Origin of the sequence: Zavarzinia sp. CC-PAN008, from assembly GCF_051903925.1 — a bacterium.
Lineage (GTDB): Bacteria > Pseudomonadota > Alphaproteobacteria > Zavarziniales > Zavarziniaceae.
In genome coordinates this window covers 1730948-1749763 of the sequence record NZ_CP173678.1, presented here as the reverse complement: position 1 = coordinate 1749763, position 18816 = coordinate 1730948, and the positions used below count along the sequence as shown (strand labels likewise).

At 69.3% G+C, this 18816-nt stretch carries 14 protein-coding genes; 9 read left to right on the top strand and 5 right to left on the bottom strand.

Going from position 1 to position 18816, the window contains the following annotated elements; translation table 11 throughout:
• The first annotated feature begins 19 nt into the window (after positions 1–19).
• From ACI6GS_RS08195 to ACI6GS_RS08165, 7 genes are all read left to right on the top strand, one after another.
• Positions 20–913, top strand: a complete 894-nt coding sequence (locus ACI6GS_RS08195; RefSeq protein WP_439817298.1) for a F0F1 ATP synthase subunit gamma — start codon at positions 20–22, stop codon at positions 911–913.
• 13 nt (positions 914–926) lie between these two features.
• Entirely contained in the window at positions 927–2351 is a 1425-nt protein-coding gene (atpD, locus tag ACI6GS_RS08190) for a F0F1 ATP synthase subunit beta (protein ID WP_439817297.1), read from the top strand.
• 2 nt (positions 2352–2353) lie between these two features.
• Positions 2354–2758, top strand: a complete 405-nt coding sequence (locus tag ACI6GS_RS08185) for a F0F1 ATP synthase subunit epsilon (RefSeq protein WP_439817296.1) — start codon at positions 2354–2356, stop codon at positions 2756–2758.
• Positions 2759–2986: 228 nt separating this feature from the next.
• On the top strand, positions 2987–3805 hold the full coding sequence (locus ACI6GS_RS08180; protein ID WP_439817295.1) for a ferritin-like domain-containing protein: 819 nt from the start codon (positions 2987–2989) through the stop codon (positions 3803–3805).
• Between the two features lie 17 nt (positions 3806–3822).
• A complete protein-coding gene (gene cueR, locus ACI6GS_RS08175; protein WP_439817294.1) occupies positions 3823–4212 on the top strand; it encodes a Cu(I)-responsive transcriptional regulator in 390 nt (129 codons plus the stop codon).
• Positions 4213–4664: 452 nt separating this feature from the next.
• On the top strand, positions 4665–7712 hold the full coding sequence (locus tag ACI6GS_RS08170) for an EAL domain-containing protein (RefSeq protein WP_439817293.1): 3048 nt from the start codon (positions 4665–4667) through the stop codon (positions 7710–7712).
• 120 nt (positions 7713–7832) lie between these two features.
• Positions 7833–9179: a spinster family MFS transporter gene (locus tag ACI6GS_RS08165; RefSeq protein WP_439817292.1), complete on the top strand. Its 1347-nt coding sequence runs from the start codon at positions 7833–7835 to the stop codon at positions 9177–9179.
• 56 nt (positions 9180–9235) lie between these two features.
• Here ACI6GS_RS08165 and ACI6GS_RS08160 read toward each other — a convergent pair whose 3' ends face one another.
• Positions 9236–10615, bottom strand: a complete 1380-nt coding sequence (locus ACI6GS_RS08160) for a spinster family MFS transporter (protein ID WP_439817291.1) — start codon at positions 10613–10615, stop codon at positions 9236–9238.
• Positions 10616–10796: 181 nt separating this feature from the next.
• Between ACI6GS_RS08160 and ACI6GS_RS08155 the strand changes: the two genes are divergently transcribed.
• Entirely contained in the window at positions 10797–11213 is a 417-nt protein-coding gene (locus ACI6GS_RS08155; RefSeq protein WP_439817290.1) for a PaaI family thioesterase, read from the top strand.
• Between the two features lie 7 nt (positions 11214–11220).
• Here the strand turns inward: ACI6GS_RS08155 and ACI6GS_RS08150 are convergent, their stop codons facing one another.
• Genes ACI6GS_RS08150 through ACI6GS_RS08135 form a run of 4 tightly spaced genes read right to left on the bottom strand, consistent with a single transcriptional unit; the run spans position 11221 to position 16504 of the window.
• Positions 11221–13311: an HD domain-containing phosphohydrolase gene (locus tag ACI6GS_RS08150; protein ID WP_439817289.1), complete on the bottom strand. Its 2091-nt coding sequence runs from the start codon at positions 13309–13311 to the stop codon at positions 11221–11223.
• 27 nt (positions 13312–13338) lie between these two features.
• Complete coding sequence (locus ACI6GS_RS08145) at positions 13339–14586, bottom strand: glycosyltransferase (protein ID WP_439817288.1); 1248 nt, start codon at positions 14584–14586, stop codon at positions 13339–13341.
• Positions 14587–14600: 14 nt separating this feature from the next.
• Entirely contained in the window at positions 14601–15884 is a 1284-nt protein-coding gene (locus tag ACI6GS_RS08140) for an O-antigen ligase family protein (RefSeq protein ID WP_439817287.1), read from the bottom strand.
• Positions 15869–16504 carry a transglutaminase-like cysteine peptidase gene (locus ACI6GS_RS08135; protein WP_439817286.1) on the bottom strand — a complete coding sequence of 212 codons (636 nt, stop codon included), beginning with the start codon at positions 16502–16504 and terminating at the stop codon, positions 15869–15871. The genes ACI6GS_RS08140 and ACI6GS_RS08135 overlap by 16 nt, the downstream gene beginning before the upstream one ends.
• Positions 16505–16718: 214 nt before the next feature.
• On the opposite strand from ACI6GS_RS08135, the gene ACI6GS_RS08130 reads away from it, so the two are divergent.
• The gene (locus ACI6GS_RS08130) at positions 16719–18815 is read left to right on the top strand and encodes a GumC family protein (RefSeq protein ID WP_439817285.1); all 2097 of its coding nucleotides are present in this window, start codon (positions 16719–16721) and stop codon (positions 18813–18815) included.
• Position 18816 lies beyond the last annotated feature (1 nt).

The following is an 18816-nucleotide window of genomic DNA, read 5'->3' as shown; positions in this document are numbered from 1 at the left end:
CTGAAGAAAGCCCCGCAGCATGGCGAGCTTGCGCGATCTTCGACTGCGTATCCGGAGCATTCGCTCCACGCAGAAGATCACCAAGGCGATGAAGATGGTCGCCGCTTCGAAGCTGCGCCGCGCCCAGGAAGCGGCGGAAGCGGCCCGTCCCTATGCCAGCCGGATCGAGCAGGTCCTGGGCGCCCTTTCGGCCGGAATGACCGACCGTGAGGACGCGCCCAGGCTGCTGATCGGCACCGGCCGCGCCCAGGTTCACCTGCTGGTCGTGTGCACGGCCGAGCGTGGCCTGTGCGGTGCCTTCAACTCCTCCATCGTCCGCCTGGCCCGGCAGCGCATCAATGTGCTGCTGGCCGAGGGCAAGGAGGTAAAGATCCTGACGGTCGGCAAGAAGGGCCGCGACCAGCTGCGTCGCGACCATGGCAGCCGCCTGCTGGAGCATGTCGAGCCCGTGGGTGGCGCCAAGCGCGTCACCTTCGCGACGGCGCAGGCGATCGCGAACCGGGTCACCGCCCTGTTCGAGGATGGTGCCTTCGACGTCTGCACGCTGTTCTACTCCCAGTTCCGCTCCGCGATCAGCCAGATCCCGACGGCGCAGCAGCTGATCCCCGCGACCACCACGGGTGGCGGCGGCGAAGCCGCGGCCCCGCAGCTGGACGGCGCCGTCTACGAGTACGAGCCGGCGGAGGAGGAGATCCTCGAGGCCCTGCTGCCGCGCAACCTCGCTGTGCAGATCTACCGCGCGCTGCTGGAGAACGCCGCCAGCGAGGAAGGCTCCCGCATGTCCGCAATGGACAGCGCCACCCGCAATGCCGGCGACATGATCAACCGGCTCACGCTCGTCTATAACCGCTCGCGCCAGGCCACGATCACCAAGGAGCTGATCGAAATCATCTCCGGCGCTGAAGCACTCTGAAGAGGACCCTTCGATGGCTACCAACAAAGTCGGCCGCATCACCCAGGTCATCGGCGCCGTCGTGGACGTCCAGTTCGACGAACACCTGCCGTCCATCCTGAACGCGCTCGAGACCAGCAACAATGGCACCCGCCTGGTGCTGGAAGTTGCGCAGCACCTGGGCGAATCGACCGTCCGCACGATCGCCATGGACACGACCGACGGCCTGGTCCGCGGCCAGGAAGTCGCCGACACGGGCGACGCGATCCGCGTGCCGGTCGGTCCGGAGACGCTGGGCCGCATCATGAACGTCATCGGCGAGCCGATCGACGAGCGTGGCCCCATCGGCACCAGCCGCACCGCGCCCATCCATGCGCCCGCGCCCGAGTTCATCGACCAGTCGACGGAAGCGCAGATCCTGGTCACGGGCATCAAGGTCGTGGACCTGCTGGCGCCCTATCCCCGCGGCGGCAAGATCGGCCTGTTCGGCGGCGCCGGCGTGGGCAAGACCGTGCTCATCCAGGAACTGATCAACAACATCGCCAAGGCGCACGGCGGTTATTCCGTGTTCGCCGGCGTCGGCGAGCGCACGCGTGAGGGCAACGACCTCTATCACGAGTTCATCGACTCGGGCGTCATCAACACCGATGGCCCGGGGTCGAAGGCGGCCCTGGTCTATGGCCAGATGAACGAGCCGCCAGGCGCGCGCGCCCGCGTCGCCCTGACCGGCCTGACCGTTGCGGAGTACTTCCGCGACCAGGAAGGCCAGGACGTGCTGTTCTTCGTCGACAACATCTTCCGCTTCACCCAGGCGGGCTCGGAAGTGTCGGCACTGCTGGGCCGTATTCCTTCGGCGGTGGGCTATCAGCCGACCCTGGCGACGGAGATGGGCAACCTGCAGGAGCGCATCACCACGACGACCAAGGGCTCGATCACTTCGGTGCAGGCGATCTACGTGCCTGCCGACGATCTGACCGACCCGGCGCCCGCCACGTCCTATGCCCACTTGGACGCGACGACCGTGCTGAGCCGCCAGGTCTTCGAGCTGGGCATCTACCCGGCCGTCGATCCGCTCGACTCGACCTCGCGCATCCTGTCGCCGCTGGTCGTGGGCGAGGAGCACTACAACACGGCGCGCGAAGTGCAGAAGATCCTGCAGCAGTACAAGTCGCTGCAGGACATCATCGCGATCCTGGGCATGGACGAGCTGTCGGAGTCCGACAAGCTGGTCGTCGCCCGCGCCCGCAAGATCCAGCGCTTCCTGTCGCAGCCGTTCTTCGTGGCCGAGATCTTCACCAGCCTGCCAGGCAAGCTGGTCAAGCTTGAGGACACCGTGAAGGGCTTCAAGGCGATTTGCGCCGGCGAGTACGACCACCTGCCCGAGGCTGCCTTCTACATGGTCGGCACCATCGAGGACGCGGTCGAGAAGGCCAAGAAGCTGGCCGCCGAGGCCGCCTGATCATGGCCGAGACCTTCCAGTTCGAACTGGTCTCGCCGGAGCGGCTGCTGGTCTCGGAACCGGTGGAGCAGGTCGTTGTCCCCGGCGAGGAGGGGGACATCGGCATCCTGGCGGGGCATGCGCCCCTGGTCACGCTGCTGCGGCCCGGCATCATCGAGGTGTTCCGGACCGAGGGCGGCAGCCCTGAGCGCATCGTTGTCGACGGCGGCTTTGCCGAGGTCGGGGCCCGCACCCTGACCGTCCTGGCCGAGCGCGCGCAGCCGCTGGGCGAGGTCGACCGCGCCGCGCTCGAGGCCGAGTTTCGCGCCGCCGAGCAGTCCGCGCGCGACGCCCGCGACGATGACGCCCGGGCCCGGGCCGAGGCCAGGGTGACTGGCCTGTCCGGCCTGCTCGACAGCCTGCGCTGAACCCTGGGCGCGCCGGAACCCGGCGCCCCGAAGCGGATTGCATGAGGGCCGGCGGCAACGCCGGCCCTTTGCCTGTCCGGACCCCACCTGCGGCGGGACGTTCACGTCGGCGCGCAATCCCCACAAAATCCATGGGGTTGGCGCGCTTGGCACTTTTTCGTCATATTGGCGGCCTCGGTCAGCCGTTCCTGTACCTGGGCTGCAGCGTCCAGGCAGCGGAGTTTGTGCATGGGCAGGCATTGGACACTCGACGACATCGCATGGGACCGGTTCGATCCCACCCGGGTCGACGCCGACATGCTGAAGGCGGTCAAGACGGCCGCCCTGGTCGAGGCCAACAGCGCCGACTATGTCGCCTATCTGCGGAACATCTTCCCCAATGACGCCCAGTTCGCCGACGTGATCGAGAACTGGGGCGTGGAGGAGGTGCAGCACGGCATCGCCCTGGGCCGCTGGGCCACGCTGTGCGATCCAAGCTTCAACTTCGAAGATGCGCTGGCCCGCTTTCGCTCAGGCTTCCAGCTGCCGCTGGACGCCACCGAATCGGTCCGCGGCTCGCGCACGGGCGAACTGCTGGCCCGCTGCATCGTCGAATCCGGCACCAGCTCGTTCTACAGCGCGATCCGCGATTCGACGGACGAGCCGCTGCTGAAGGAGATCGCCCACCGCATTGCCGGCGACGAGTTCCGCCACTACCGCCTGTTCTTCGACAACATGCGGCGCTACGCCGCCGAGCGCGTCGGCTTCATGACCAAGATGAAGGTCGCGATCGGGCGCCTGTCCGAGGTCGACGACGACGAACTGTCCTATGCCTATCACGCCGCAAACCACGGTCCCGGCGCGCCCTATGACCGTGCCGCCTGTGCCCGCGACTATGGCCGGATCACTGGACGGCTCTATGGCTATGGCCACCTGGCGCGGGGCCTGAACATGATCCTGAAGGCCATGGGCTTCCGCCCGCACAGCCGCACGGCCGACGTCGTCTCGCGCATTGCCTGGCGCGGGCTGCAGTACCGCAACCGCAAGCTGGAGCGGCAGGCGGCCTGACCCGCCCGGGAGCGGCGATGAACATCGGCACCGCGGCACGCCAGTCGGGGCTGAGCCCCAAGATGATCCGCTATTACGAGCGGGTCGGCCTGCTGCCCCACGCCGATCGCAGCGACGGCAATTATCGCACCTACAGCGCCAGCGACGTGCACATGCTGCGCTTCGTGAAGCGGGCACGGGCGCTTGGCTTCTCGCTGGCGCAGACCGGCGCCCTGCTGAAACTGTGGCAGGACCAGGGCCGCTCCAGCGCCGACGTCAAGCGCCTGGCGCTGGAGCATGTGGCGGAGCTGGAACAGCGCATGGCGGAACTGGCGCAGATGGCCGAGACACTGCGCGACCTGGCCCGCGCCTGCCACGGCGATCGCCGGCCGGACTGCCCGATCCTGGGCGACCTTGCCGCATCCTGACGCGAGGCTGGGCGGCTGAACCTGCACGGGCACGCGCGGCCCCGCTTCACAACCTCGTCACAGCGGGCGCGGGAATGGCACAGCCCCTGGCCCCGGCGCCATGCTATGGGGCATCCTGCAACCGACAGGAGGCGCGCGACGTACAAGGCGGAGCCAGGGGCCCGCCATGGTTTCGCGCGCGTCCCCGGCCGGGACAGGGTACCGAACGTTGTTGACGAAGCGTTGACGATCGCCATGCCATACCGGATCGCAGGAACCGGCACGCGACCCGCGCGGTCACGGAGCACCGGACCAGCGAGGTCGATCCGTCCCGTCGGCCGCTCGGCACGGGATCAGGGACAGAAAACGGGCACCACGGACGTGCATTGCGCGGCGCAGGACAAGGCAGACGCTTCGGCCCGGACCCGTCCGGCGCCCCTTCCGTCCCGCATGGCCGCGCGGGGTCCCGCGTGATGCCCGACATCCTGCGGCGGTACCCGCATCTGCTGATGGCGGGGATCGCGGCGCTGCTGTCGATCCTGGCCTATGGCGTGATCACGGCAAGCGCCGTGCCCACCGTCCTGGACCTGACGGCGACCAGCCTGCACTACCGCATCCGGGGGCCCCTGCCCGCCACGGACCAGGTGGCAATCGTCGCCATCGACGACCGCACGGTGGAAGAATACGGCAATGTCAGCCTGTCGCGGCCGCTGCTGGCCCGGCTGGTGGCCGCCATTGGCGCCCAGGGTGCGCGCGCCATCGCCCTGCCCGCGGGGCTGGAGGCGCCGGACCAGGTCTCCTCGACGGAGCTGGGCCGACCCGTCGAGGCCGCCCGCGCCGCGATCGAGGCCAACCAGCCGGCTGCCGCGCGCCAAGCGCTCGACGACCTGGCCCTGATCCTGTCGCCCGAACGCGCCCTGGCCCAGACGATGACGGAACACGGCCCCGTCGTCCTGCCGATCCGCCTGCAGGAGGGAAGCCCCCCGGATGCCGAGGCGCAGGATCGCCTGGCCCGCTCGGCGATTGGCAGCCTGGACACGCCGGAAGGCAGCTGGCGGGCCATCATGCCGCCGTCGGTGGTCACGGATGCCGCCTGGTCCCTGGCGGTGGGCGGGCCCGTGTTCGACAACAACAGCTCGACACTGACCTGGCCCGTGGGACGCCTGGTGCTGCCCAGCATGGCGCTGGAAATGGCCCGCCTGGCGCAGGGCCTGGACCGCAGCCAGGTCGCCCGCAACGACGGCGGCAGCGTGCGCTTCGGCGACAAGGTCCTGGCCGCCGACCGCGCCGGCCGCTTCCCCTTCCTGTGGCTGGGGCCGGAAGGGACGATCCCCACGATCTCGGCCCGCGACCTGCTCGCGGGCGCGGTGCCGGCGGACCGGCTGCGCGATCGTGTCGTGCTGATCGGACCCACCGCGCAGAACGCGACCGAAACGCTGGCCACGCCGTTCACCGCCCGCCTGCCCCGCGTCGAACGGTCGGCCACCATCGTGGACGACATCCTCAGCGACCGCTGGCTGCGCCAGCCGGGCTGGGTCGTCGTCCTGACCCTGCTGGCGATCCTGGGCGTCGCCTTCGGCCCCGCCCTGCTGGTCGGGCGCTGGGGCACACCGGGGGCCGCGGCGGGCGTCGTCCTGCTGCTGGGCCTGTGGCTGGCGCTGTGCCAGAGCCTGTTCAATGGCGGCATCGTGATGCCGACGATGGCCCCCCTGTTGGCCGCCCTGCTTGTCATGATCGCGCTGACCGTCGACCAGGTGGTGCGCCGGGAGCGCGCCCGCGCCCGCGCGGACGAGGCGCTGCGCCTGAGCGAGGAACGCTATGCCCTGGCCGCCCAGGGCGCCAATGACGGCCTGTGGGACTGGGACCTGTCCCGCGAACTGGTCTACTACTCGCCGCGCTGGCGCGGCCAGGTGGGCGAACCCGACGCGGCCCCGGTCACGGGCGCCCCGGCCGACTGGCTGGATCGCATCCACCCCGACGACCGCGGTGCCGTCGAAGGTGCCCTGCAGGAGCATCTGGCGGGCACGATCCCGCAGTTCGAGCAGCAATACCGCATCCTGCACACCGACGGGCGCGAACGCTGGATGCTGGCACGGGGCATCGCGGTGCGCGACGCGGCCGGGAAGCCGATGCGCATTGCCGGCTCGCAGACCGACATAACCGAGCGGCGGCGCCTGCAGGACCAGCTGCTGCATGCCGCCCTGCACGACCACCTGACGGGGCTTGCCAACCGCGCCCTGTTCCTGGATCGCGTGACCCAGGCGCTGGAGACATTGGGGCGCGACCCGCTGCGCCGCTTCGCCGTCGTGCACTTCAACCTGGACCGTTTCAAGACGGTCAATGACAGCCTGGGCTTCTTTGCCGGCAACCGCCTGCTTGTGGCGGCTGCCCAGCGCCTGGCCGAGTTGCTGCGCCCGGGCGATACGCTGGCCCGCCTGGCCGGCGACGAATTCGCCGTCCTGGCGCAGGACTTCGCGCGCGAGAAGGACGTCCTGTCCTATGCCGAGGGGCTGCTGCGCGCGCTGGCCCAGCCCCATGTCCTGGACGACCGCACGATCTTCGTCAGCGCCTCGGTCGGCGTCGCCACCTGTACCAGCGCGGGCGAGCGGGCGGAGGAAGTGCTGCGCGCCGCCGACCTGGCGCAGTACCGCGCCAAGCAGGGCGGCGGCGGGCGCGTGGTGCTCTACGAGCCCGCGATGCAGTCGCGCGCCGTCCAGCGTTTCGGCCTGGAGGCGGCGCTGCGCCATGCCGTCGCCGACCAGACCCAGCTCCAGGTCTACTACCAGCCGGTGGTCAGCCTGGCCGACCGCCGGATCGTGGGGTTCGAGGCGCTGATGCGCTGGCGCCATCCCGAACTTGGCATGGTGTCGCCCGGCGACTTCATCCCGCTGGCCGAGGATACCGGCATGATCGTGGAGATGGGGCGCTGGGCCCTGCTCCAGGCCTGCCGGCAGACCGCGACGTGGCGCGCGCGCTTCTCGATGCCGCTGGAAATCTCGGTCAACGTCTCGGGCCGCCAGTTCGCCCAGGCCGACTTCGCCGGCGACGTGCGCCAGGCCCTGGAGCGTTCCGGCCTCAAGGCCTCGGCCCTGAAGCTCGAAGTGACCGAGAGCATGGTCATGGCCGACCCGGAGCGGACGGCCGAGCTGCTGCGCCGGGTGGTCGATTTGGGCGTGCGCATCTCGATCGACGATTTCGGGACGGGCTATTCCTCGCTGGCCTATCTCCACACCTTCCCGTTCAACACGCTGAAGATCGACCGCTCGTTCGTCATCCGCATGTCGACCTCGGCCGAGAGTGCCGAGATCGTGCGCATCATCGCCTGGCTGGCCCATGCGCTGCGCCGGGACATGATCGCCGAAGGGGTCGAGACCGACGACCAGGCAAGCACCCTGCACCAGCTGGGCGTCCAGTACGGGCAGGGCTATCTCTTCGCCAAGCCGATGTCGGCCGAGGAGGCGAGCGAGTTCCTGTCGGCCGAGGTCAATGCCCGGCAGGCCGCCACTGGCGCCGCCGGCTGAACCACGGGCCGCGCCGCCGCGGCCCCGGGCCTTTTGTTGAGACTGGCGGTCCAGAAAAATCTTTCCCGCGCGCCATCGCGTCGTCATGCTGACGGCCAATGACGATAAAGGGAAACGCCGATGGCCGACACGACGATGAACCCAGCGCTGCCCGGCGCGCTGGCCGATGATCCGGCGCTGCGAAAGCGCAAATACATCCTGTTCATCCTGACCCTGGTCTTTGCCTCGAACTTCCTGGACAGGCAGATCCTTTCGACCCTGCTGCAGCCCATCAAGAACGAGTTCGGCGTTTCAGATTTTGCACTGGGACTGTTGTCAGGGCCGGCATTCGCCTTCTTCTATGCGACGCTTGGCATTCCCATTGCGCTCTATGCCGACCGGGCCAACCGCCGCAACATCATCGCGGCCGCCGTCACCGTCTGGAGCGGGATGACGGTGCTCTGCGGCATGGCCGGCAGCTTCATCCAGCTGGCTTTGGCGCGCGTCGGCGTCGGCATTGGCGAGGCGGGCTGCACGCCGCCGGCCCATTCGATGATCTCGGACCTCTATGGCCCAACCGAACGGTCCGGCGCCATGGCCGTCTATGCCCTGGGCATCACGATCGGCATCGTGCTGGGCTTTGTCGCCGGCGGCTGGGTGGCGCAGGTCTATGGCTGGCGCGTCGCCTTCTTCGTCTGCGGCGCGCCCGGCCTGATCCTGGGCGTCGTCGTCTGGCTGACCGTGCCTGAGCCGACCCGGGGTGCGGCCGACGGCCATGCCGCCGGCTCCCGCCCCGCACCGCCGCCGCTCAACCTGGCCGTCTTCCTGCGCGAGATGGGCGCCAGCTTCCGCTATGTCCTGGCCACCCCCGGAACCCGCAATGTCATCATCGGCACGGCGATCACGTCGTTCGTGGGCTATGGCGGGACAACCTGGGGTGCCGCGTTCCTGATGCGCACGCATGGCCTGTCGCTGTTCGAGGTCGGCATCGTGCTGGGCCTGATGGTCGGCATCGGCGCCGGGATCGGCACCTATCTGGGCGGGCGGCTGCAGGACAAGGCGGCGGCGCGCGATCCGTCCTGGAATGGCCGCCTGGTCGCGATTGCCAAGGTGATCGCCGTGCCCTTCGTGCTGGCCTTCTTCTTTGTCGACAACCTGTATGTGGCTTTGCTGGTCTACCTGCCCGGGCTGATCGTCGGCACGTTCTACCTGGGGCCCTCCTACGCCATGATGCAGACGCTGGTGCCGCTGGGCATGCGCGCCGCCTCGGCCGCGATCTTCCTGTTCATCGTGAACCTGATCGGCATGGGCCTGGGGCCGCTCAGCGTCGGGCTTGCCTCGGACCTGCTGCGGCCCACCTTCGGGGAGGATTCGCTGCGCTATGCCCTGATGACCATGGCGCTGTTCAACCTCTGGGCGGCCTGGCACTACTTCAAGGTGGGTGGCACCTTCTCGGCCGACGCCGCACGGGCAAAGGCCATGTCCTGAGGCAATTGGCCTGACGCGGCGAGGGGGCCTGGCGGTAAGCCTGGCCCCCTCACCGCCTACATCGCCAGGTCGCGGCGGATGGAGCGGCTGGCCAGCAGGTAGTGCAGGCCGGCCCACAGGTAGAACACCGCCATCGCCATCAGCGCATGCTGCAGGCCGGTGGCGGAGGCCTGCTGGCAGGCCGCCACGAGGTCCGGCAGCGCGTCCGCCGGGGCCGCCCCGCCCGGGCAGGCCACGGCAAAGTCGCCCGCATAGGCGCCCCTGGCAAAGACGTCGGACAGCCAGCCGGCCAGGACCGGCCCGAACGCCGCCCCGATCAGGTTCATGCCAAGCGCCCCCAGGGCGGTGGCGGAGGCCCGCATGCGCGGGTCCACCATGTTGTGGATCGACGCGAAGGTCGGCCCGAAATAGGTCGACACACCGATATTGGGCAGCATGAGGATGACGAACATCATCCAGAAACTGGGCTGCGCCAGGCCCGTGATGATCAGCGGAGTGGCCGCGATCATGCCAAGGGCTGGCACCCAGGCGTACCAGCGCTTGTCCCGCGTCGCCAGCCGGTCGGTGCCGATCCCCCCCAGCAGGAAGCCGATCAGCGAGGTGATGCTGACCATCAGGCCGAACATCAGCGCCGCCTCGGCATAGCCCAGGTGGTATTGCCGCACGAAATAGGGATGGGTGAACTGCAACGCGCCATAGGCCGCGAAATTCGCGATGATCCCGCCCAGGATCATGTGCACCAGGGAACGCCGGCCCAGCATGCGGCGCACCACGGCCATCAGCGGCGGCGGCGGCTCGGTCGAGGGGGCCGCCTTCTCGGCATAGCCGCGCGGCGGCTCGATGATCGTCGCCCAGACCACGACCGCCAGCAGGATGCCGGGCAGGCCCACAACCATGAAGGCCGTGCGCCAACTCATGTTCTCGACCAGCCAGCCGCTGCCGGCGGCCCCCAGCAGGATGCCGATCGGCACCCCCGTCACATAGATCGATAGCGCCGTCGCCCGCTTCTCGGGCGGGTAGTAGTCCGAGATCAGCGACTGGACGGGTGCCGCACCGCCGGCCTCGCCCACGCCCACGCCGATGCGCGCGACCAGCATGTGCCAGAAATTGCCCGCCAGGCCGCAGACGGCGGTAAAGGCCGACCACACCGCAACCGAGATCGCGATGATCTTCACCCGGCTGTAGCGCTCGGCCAGCCGCGCGATGGGGACGGCCAGGGTCCCGTTGACCACGGCAAAGGCCAGCCCCCCCAGCAGACCAAGCTCAAGGTCGGTCAGCTTCAGGTCCGCCTTCACCGCCTGCCCCACGGTGTTCAGGATCGAGCGGTCGATGAAATTGACCATGTAGACGATGAGCAGGATGAACAGGACCCAGCGGCGATAGGCCGGGCTGTCCAGGCGCTGGTGATCGACCGGCGCGGTTACGGTGCTGGCCACACATCCTCCCTCGGTTCGCCCCGGTTATGGATCCGGGGTCGCATGTGGACGCCGATCGTACAGTGTTCGGCGCCCCGACGTTGAGAAGATTCGAACGCGTTCTAATCGCCTGCCAGGGACTTGGCAGCCGGTTGATCACCAACAGCGGGCAGGCGATCCTGGGCGTTCAAGGGGGGAATGAATGACAGACCAGATGCCAGGCGACATCGCGTACATGCCGTTCGGCCAGACCGGTGGCTTCATCGGGCACAATGGCCCCTATTTCTGGGGCCAGGAGCCGTCCGGGGAATACATCTACGGATTCCAGAGCGACGAGCGCCACGGCAATCCCAACGGGGTTCTGCACGGCGGCGCCGTGACGGCCTTCGTCGACACGTTCCTCGGCCATGCAGTCGTCGCGCAGACTGGCCGCATGTGCGCCACAATCGCCCTGAACGTCCAGTTCGTCGCCGGCGCCACGGCAGGGGGCTGGGTCTCCGGCCGGGCCCGCATCCGCAAGCTGACCCGTACCATGGCGTTCCTGGAGGCGGAGGCCAGCGCCGGCGACACGCTCCTGCTGACGGCGACGTCGATCTTTCGCGTCTTCGACGCGCGATAGGCGCTGCTCAGTCGTCCCCCAGCCAGGCCGCCCAGCGGCTGCGCCCGCCGCGATTCTCCAGCACGTTGAGCAAAGCCAGCACGACCTTGCGGCTGTAGCTGCGGTCGCTCTGCGCCAGCAGCGCGGCGCTGGCCTGCTGCGGCCCCATCGCCGCGCGCCAGGGCCGCGGGCTGGTCATGGCGATGAAGGCCGAGGCGACCTGGGCGATCTGGGCCAGGGCCAGGATCTCCTCCCCCTTCAGGCCATTGGGCTGGCCGGTGCCGTCCGCCCGCTCGCGCAGTTGGCGCAGCGCCGTGCCGATCGGCTGGTGGAAGGCGATGCTCTCCACCAGGTCCGCCGCCTGGGCGAAGGCGGCATCCACCACCTGTGCCTCTCCCGGCGTCAACTCGCCGCGCTTGTTCAGGACCTCCTCCGGCAGGAACACCCGGCCGATATTGGCCAGCCGCCCGGTCATGGCGGCCCCCTCCACCTGCTCGCGTTCCAGTCCCAGTTCCTGCGCGATCGCCTCCGCCACCTCGGCCGTGCGCCCCGAATGGCCGGCCGCGTTGACGTCGCGCGCGTCCAGGATGCCGGTCAGCACCCCTACAAGGCGGGTACTGGCCGCCTCGGCCCGCTCGCGCTCCGCCTCCAGCGCGGTGACGTCGTCCACCACGACCAGGACGCCCGGCGCATGGACCTCGTCACCCTTCACGGCGACGACCTCCACCGTCTCGATCCGCTTGTGGCCATTGACCTCGGTCCGCAGCTCGACCTGGGTCGGGATGCCGGTCTCGAACACCCCGGCGGCGGCGGCCTCGATCGGTGCGGCGCGCGCAGGCCCCAGGACGCTGGCCAGCGTCTTGCCGCGCAGATCCTCCTGCGCGATGCCAAGGGCCCGGGCCGTCGCCCGATTGCCGAAGACGTAACGGTTGTCACGGTCCAGGTAATGCAGTTCCACCGGCAGGCTGTCCGTGACCAGGCTGAGGAACGAATTCAGCGCGGCAAAACGGTCGGCCGCCACCCGGTTCTCGTGCGCAAGCTGGGCATAGCGGCGCGAGGCACCATGCCGCCACAAGGCCAGCATCGCCGCGACCACGCCGATCACCAGCAGGATCAGCACGACCAGGACCGTGCGCAGCCGGTCGCGCACCGGGCCCAGGGCCTCCGCCTCGGTCACCTGGCGGACCAGGGTCCAGGACGTGTCGGCGATGGGCCTGCCCGTCACCAGGACCGCGCGGACCTGGTGGTCGGTGCGGCTGTCAAAGCCGTTGGGGTTGGCCGCGGCAAAGGCTGCGGCATTGGCCTGGGCCCCGCCGGCCAGGGACTTGGCCAGCGGTTGCGAGCCGTCGCGCAGCGGGGACAGCAGTTCGAACCCCTCCCCCTTGGGCCGTACCAGATAGCTTTCGGAGGTCTGGGTCTGCTGGCCCGGGGGCTCCACCAGTTCCGCGAAGACCGGGGCCAACGGGCGGATCCCCATCACCCGGCCGACGATCGAGGCGTCACTGCCGTCGCCCTGGACGCCATAGATCGGGGCCACGAAGCCGATCAGCGGCGTGCCGTCGGCGGCCGCGAACACATCCATCAGGGCGGGCCTGGACAGCGGCGTGTCGTTCAGGAAGCGCTGCACGGCATCGTCCAGCGGCGGCAGGCCCGAGGTCGCGACGATCGCCTTGCCCGTCCGGTCGAGCAGGGCAAGGCCACCGGTCCCCGCCGGGCGGCTGTTCGAATCGGGCAGGCGCGGGCCACCTCCCTGGGCAAAGCCCGCCGTCTCGGCGGTGGCATCCAGCAATTGCTGCAGGTAGCCCTGCTGCGCCTCCTGCTCCGCCTCCATGGCGGGTTCCGGCTGGGTGATCAGGCTGACATAGAGCTGCAGCGCCTGGTTGTCGGTCAGGCGGCGCATCACCGCGAACTGCTCCTGCAGCCAGCGTTCCACGGCGCGGTCCTGCGCGTCGGCGACGCTGCCCAGCGCCACCTGCCATTGGGCGCGGGCGCGGTCGGCCTCGCCCCCGACAAAGCTGATGGCGGCCAGGATGCCGATCACCGCCGTCACCAGGATGGCGATGACGATGACCGCCGGCTGGATGCCCGCGGCCTGGTTCGTCGCTGCCCGCTCGCTCATCCGGCTTCCCCCCTGATGGCCGCCCTTTCAGGCAGCGTTCACACGGCAATGGCGGGCGGCGACGGCCTGGGCGATGGCCTGGTGCAGCAGCCGCCCCCGCGCCGCCCAGTCGAATTGCGCCCGGCAGCGGGCAAAGGCCCGCTCCTGCATCGCGTTCAAGCTTGGCAGGTCATCGATTGTCGCCGCAACCGCTTCGGCCAGCGCTGCCGGCGTATCGGCGGCCACCATGTCCTGCCCCGCCGCCAGGGGCAGGCCCATCGCCTGGCTGGCGATCGTCGCCAGCACGACACGGTGCATGACGTATTGCAGGCTCTTGTGCTTGAACCCGCCGCCGATCGTATCGGGCATGATGCCGATCCGGGCCTGGGCAAAATGGGGCGCTAGGTCGGGCACGAAGCCCGAGAAAGTGACGAACGGGTGGCGCGCGGCCAGCGTCTCGAACAGGGTTCCGACCGGCTTGCCGATCACGTCCAGGCGGATCCCGGCGCGGGTGAACGGCTCGTGCGCGGCAGCCAGCAGCGTGCTCAGTCCATGCTGCTTGGCCGTCCAGTCGAACGTGCCCAGCAGCACAGCCTGGCGCGGCACGTCGGCCGTGATGGTGCGCTGCTCCACCATGTCGCCGGCATAGCCGGGCAGCAGCACCTGCACCGCCTTGGCCGGAAAGTCGGCGCGGTAGAGGTCGGCGTCCTCGTCCGTGATCGCGGTGACCAGGTCGGCCGCCTGGACCATGCGGCGCTCCAGCGCGGCGTTCTTCTGCCCGTCCAGCTTCATCAACAGCTTGAACAGCGGCCCGCGCTGTGCGGCGGCGGCGACCGCCGGGCGCAGCGACATCTCGTGGTTGTGCGACACATAGACCAGGGCCGCCCCCGGCGCGGTGCGGGCCAGCTCCAGCGCCCAGCCCATCACCACGTGGTTGAGGACGATCGCGTCCCACGGGCCCTGGGCCAGGGCGCCGCGCACCGCTGCGCGAAAGGCGGGGGTGGAGATGCGATAGGGATCGCTGGGCAGGCTGGAGGCAAGGCTTGCCGCGCGCGAGCGGTTGGCAAAGGGCACCAGGTGCCAGGTCACGCCGTGGGCCTGCTCGACGCGCGGCGCCTGCCCCGGCGCCAGGCGTTCCGAGCGGGTGACCACGGTCACTTGCGCGCCTGCCGCGGCCAAGTGGGTCATCAGGTGCGCGGCATAGAACAGGTCGCCGCGCTTGGGCGGAAAGGGCTCCTCCCGCGTCAGCCACAGCACGCGCAAGGGCGCAAGGGTCGGGTTTGCCGGATCAGGCATGCGCACTCACAGGATCATGCCGGCGGCGCCGAGCGGACGCGGGCCCCTTCGCTGATCAGGGTCAGCGCGGCAACAAGGAAAAGGATGGACAGGGCATTGCCGGCATTGATGGTCAGGCGTTCGAACCCGCCCAGGACGGCGTAGCCGACCACGTACATGAAGCAGATGCGGCCCAGCTGCGAGCGCGCGCCCAGGCGCAGGCCTGCGCGCAGGGCGAGGGCGATCAGGGAGAGATAGACGATCAGCCCGACCAGACCCTGGTCCGCGAGCATCGCAAGGTAGGCGTTGTGCGCCGAGATCAGGCGTTCGGTCTCGCCCACCATGCCCTGCAGCACAGCGCTGTGCTGGCGGAAGCCCACACCGAACAGCGGGCTGCTCTGCCAGATCGCGATCGTCTTGTCCCACAGGGTGAAGCGGCCGACATAGCCATTGTCCAGGGCGCCCAGGCCGCGCACCGGGTCATACGGATTGACCAGGCCGCTGACGTCCGGGTCGGCCAGCATCGCCTGGATCCCGGAATCGACCGTCGCCCACGACACCAGCAGCACCGGCAGGGCCAGGGCGACGGCGCCCGCGACCATCACGAAATGCCGGCCGCCCTGGCGGCGCAGGTCGAAGGCGCAATAGGCGGCGCCAAAGCCCGCCAGCAGGGCCAGGGTCGTTGCCCGCGACTGCGTGACATAGATCAGCACCAGCAACAGGGCGAAGATGCCATGGCGTAGCCAGCGCCGGCGCACCAGCGGCGTGGCAAAGGCAACCGCCATGCCCAGGCGGGCCCAGGCATTGGGCTGGTCGTTGCCGAACAGCCGGCCCCAGCGGTATTCGCCGAACAGGACGACCAGCAGCAGTAGGGCCGCACCACCGACGGCGAACACGCGCAGCAGGTCGGCGACCAGGCTGGCCGGGGCCGCGACCAGCGTCAGGGCCACCGCGAACAGGACAAGGGTCGAGACGATCAGCGCCGGGGCCTGCGACGCCTCCAGCGTCGGCAGGAAACTGGCCATGACCGACAGGATCAGCAGCGCCGACAGGGCCAGGGCCGAGGCATGGACGCGGCCATTGTGCAGCAGCGCCAGCTGCAGGCCGATCGGCGCCAGCACCAGCAGCAGCGCCACACCGCGCACCAGCTGCTCCTCCCCGCCCAGGGCGAAGCTGACCAGGCCGAAGCTGTTGAGCCACAGGCCATAGAGCACCGCGCAGGTCGCCAGGACCAGCACCGGCTGCCCCGCCTGCACGCTGCCGCGCGCCGCGCGGGGATGCCCCGGGGCTGGAGCAACGCTGCTCAGAAATGCATCCACCAGCCGGCCTCGTTCACCGAGAAGATGGGCTTGTAGTGACGGATGGAGGTGCTGTCGACCACCTGACGGACCTGATTGTCCAGGATGAAGATCTTTGGGCCCATGTACACGGCCAGGATGGCATGGTCCACGCCCAGGTTCTGGTCCTTGACGACCACGATCCGCATGGAATTGGGATCGAAGCCCAGCGCGCTGAGGGTGGCCCACTTGATGATGGCATAGTCCTCGCAATCACCATTCCTGTACAGGAACTGGCGTGGCGTCGCCCAGTAGTCATCCAGGTTGTAGTTGACCCGGTCCGTCACATAGGTCCAGCGATTGGCGAAGCTGTTCACCGCGGCCAGTTGTTCCATCGGGGCCAGGCCGCGCACGGCTGCGATCTTGGCCTGCCACTCCGCAAAGGGACAGGCGCCAAATCCGCCCCCGGAACAGTTCTCGGCCGCGTCCATGCGCTGGATGCGGGCCAGGACATCCGTCCATTTGGGAAATCGGCCAATGTTCGGATTGCCGACCTCGCGCGTGCCGAACAGGGGGGCTGCCTGCGCCCCGCTGGCCGCGGTGCCGATCGCACAGCACCAGAGCAGCACCACGACCGCTGCCGTGAACCTGGCGCGCTTCATCCTGCCTCCTCCTCGCAACAGGGGCCGGCCGCGGAAGCGGGGGCCGGCCCAACCGATTAATCCTAGCGCGGCAAGCGCTCGTTTACCCCTGTCGTTGTAGGCCTGACGGGTTGATGTTTTATTGTCGCCGCCGTTGCACTGATCGGTCCGGGCAGATTCGTCCGGGGGCGGTGCATTGGCTGGTACGACGCATGCGGGGATCCAGTAAGGCGCGATGATCGGCGGCACTGAAACGGACACCCCATCCAGCTTCCAGGCGGCGCTGGCCGGCATCGACCTGCGCGAGATCGTGGCCACCCTGTGGCGCGAGCGCTGGATCCTGATCTCGATCGTGGGCGCCGTGATGACGCTGGCGATCATCGTGCTGATCCAGCTGACGCCGCTCTATACCGCCAGCGCCGTGGTCATGGTCGACGCCCGGCGCAACCAGATCATCGACATCCAGAACGTGGTGTCCGACGTGACCGCCGACGCCCTGGCGGTCGAGAGCGAGATCCAGGTTCTGCGCGCGCCCGAACTGGCGGAGCGCGTCGTGCAGAAGCTGGACCTGACCAAGGTGCCGGAGTTCCAGCCCGACAGCGGCCGCGGCTGGTCGCGCCTGTTCGGCGGCGAATCGGCGACGCCTGCAGGCATGGACGATCCCGAGTACCGCGGCGCCGTCATCGACCTGTTCGAGGACCGGCTGAGTGTCACCACGGTCGGCCGCTCGCGCGCCATCTCGATCTCGTTCACCTCCGATCACCCGGGCCTGGCGGCGCATGTCGCCAACACGCTGGCCGAGGCCTATCTGGAACAGCAGCTGGAGCAGAAGTACCTGGCCACGCGCCAGGCGACCGACTGGCTGAACGAACGCACGGCCGACCTGCGCCGGGCGGCGGAGGAGGCCGACCTGAAGGTCGAGGCCTATCGCATGGAGCATGGCACGGTGCGCGGCCGCAATGCCGAGCGCCTGTCGGACGAGGTGCAGGAGGTTTCGCGCCTGGTGGCGCGGGCCAAGGCCGATGCCGAGACGGCGCGCGCCCGGCTGGCCGTCGCCGAGCAGGTGGCCGAGCGCGGTACCGCCGCCGTCTTTGGCGCGATCGGGACGGAGTTCCTGGTCCGTGCCCGCACGTCGGGCGGGGCGATCACCGCCGATTCGATCCTGGCGGCACTGCGCAACGAATCGACCATCGCCGATGCCTCCGTCGCAGGGCTGGAAACCGAGCTCGACCTGCTGCAGGCCGACCAGGACCGGCTGAGCCGGGCGATGGTCGGGCAGCGCAGCCTGGAGCGCGAGGCCGCGGCCACGCGCGGCGTGTTCGAGACCTTCATCGACCGGTTCAAGCAGACGCAGCAGGTCACCTATGAGCGGCCGGATGCGTGGATCGTGTCGCGCGCCCTGGTGCCGATCGAACGCTCGTTCCCCAATTCGATGGTGCTGCTCAGCGTCGCCTTCGTCGGGTCGATCATCATCGCCCTGGGCGTGGTGTTCGGGCGCGAGCGGCTGCGTGCCGGCTTCGTCTCGGCGGCGGAGATCGAACGCATGCTGGGCGTGCGCCCGATCGCCGTGGTTCCGCGCATCCGCGCCGTCGCGTTCAAGGACCGGCCCCAGGACTATGTCGTCGAGAAGCCGTTCTCGGCCTATGCCGAGGCGTGCCGCGCGCTGCATACCAGCCTGCTCCTGCGCGAGGATCGCCGCACCGCCGGCCAGGGCGAGGGTGGAGGCGACGCGGCGCGCGCGCTGGTCCTGCTCGTCACCTCGTCCCAGCCGGGCGAGGGCAAGTCGGTCCTTGCCACCTCGCTCTGCCGCGTCATCGCCAAGGCGGGGCGCCGGGTGCTGCTGATCGATGCCGACCTGCGCCGGCCCAGCGTGCACACGCTTCTGAACCTCAGCCTGGACCCCGGGCTCAACGCGATCCTGGCCGGCGCGCCCCTGTCGGAGCTGCGCCATGCGACCGACGGTGCCACCGGCATGCACGTGGTCACCGCGGGCCAGGCCAAGGGCGATCCCCAGGAAATGCTGCGCCGGCCCGTGCTGGCGGAGTTCATCGCCTCGGTCCGCGACAAGTATGACCTGATCGTGATCGACAGCCCGCCGGTCAACGTGGTGGCCGACGCCCAGATCCTGGGAACCGACGTCGACTATTGCCTGTTCCTGGCGGCCTGGTCGAAGACGCCGCGCGCCGGTGCCGTGGCCGGCTATCGCCGCCTGGCTGAGGGGGGCGTGCCCATGGGGGGCATCGTCCTGTCCATGGCCGAGCCGGACGCCGGCATCGGCACCTATGGCGGCGCCGGCAGCTACTATGGTGACAGTGCCTATATCCAAAACTGAC

Excerpts from the sequence above, each read along its gene's own strand:
- ACI6GS_RS08195 (WP_439817298.1), top strand. The coding sequence starts at position 20 with ATGGCGAGCTTGCGCGATCTTCGACTGCGTATCCGGAGCATTCGCTCC.
- atpD (WP_439817297.1), top strand. The coding sequence starts at position 927 with ATGGCTACCAACAAAGTCGGCCGCATCACCCAGGTCATCGGCGCCGTC.
- ACI6GS_RS08185 (WP_439817296.1), top strand. The coding sequence starts at position 2,354 with ATGGCCGAGACCTTCCAGTTCGAACTGGTCTCGCCGGAGCGGCTGCTG.
- ACI6GS_RS08180 (WP_439817295.1), top strand. The coding sequence starts at position 2,987 with ATGGGCAGGCATTGGACACTCGACGACATCGCATGGGACCGGTTCGAT.
- cueR (WP_439817294.1), top strand. The coding sequence starts at position 3,823 with ATGAACATCGGCACCGCGGCACGCCAGTCGGGGCTGAGCCCCAAGATG.
- ACI6GS_RS08170 (WP_439817293.1), top strand. The coding sequence starts at position 4,665 with ATGCCCGACATCCTGCGGCGGTACCCGCATCTGCTGATGGCGGGGATC.
- ACI6GS_RS08165 (WP_439817292.1), top strand. The coding sequence starts at position 7,833 with ATGGCCGACACGACGATGAACCCAGCGCTGCCCGGCGCGCTGGCCGAT.
- ACI6GS_RS08155 (WP_439817290.1), top strand. The coding sequence starts at position 10,797 with ATGACAGACCAGATGCCAGGCGACATCGCGTACATGCCGTTCGGCCAG.
- ACI6GS_RS08150 (WP_439817289.1), bottom strand. The coding sequence starts at position 13,311 with ATGAGCGAGCGGGCAGCGACGAACCAGGCCGCGGGCATCCAGCCGGCG.
- ACI6GS_RS08145 (WP_439817288.1), bottom strand. The coding sequence starts at position 14,586 with ATGCCTGATCCGGCAAACCCGACCCTTGCGCCCTTGCGCGTGCTGTGG.
- ACI6GS_RS08135 (WP_439817286.1), bottom strand. The coding sequence starts at position 16,504 with ATGAAGCGCGCCAGGTTCACGGCAGCGGTCGTGGTGCTGCTCTGGTGC.
- ACI6GS_RS08130 (WP_439817285.1), top strand. The coding sequence starts at position 16,719 with ATGATCGGCGGCACTGAAACGGACACCCCATCCAGCTTCCAGGCGGCG.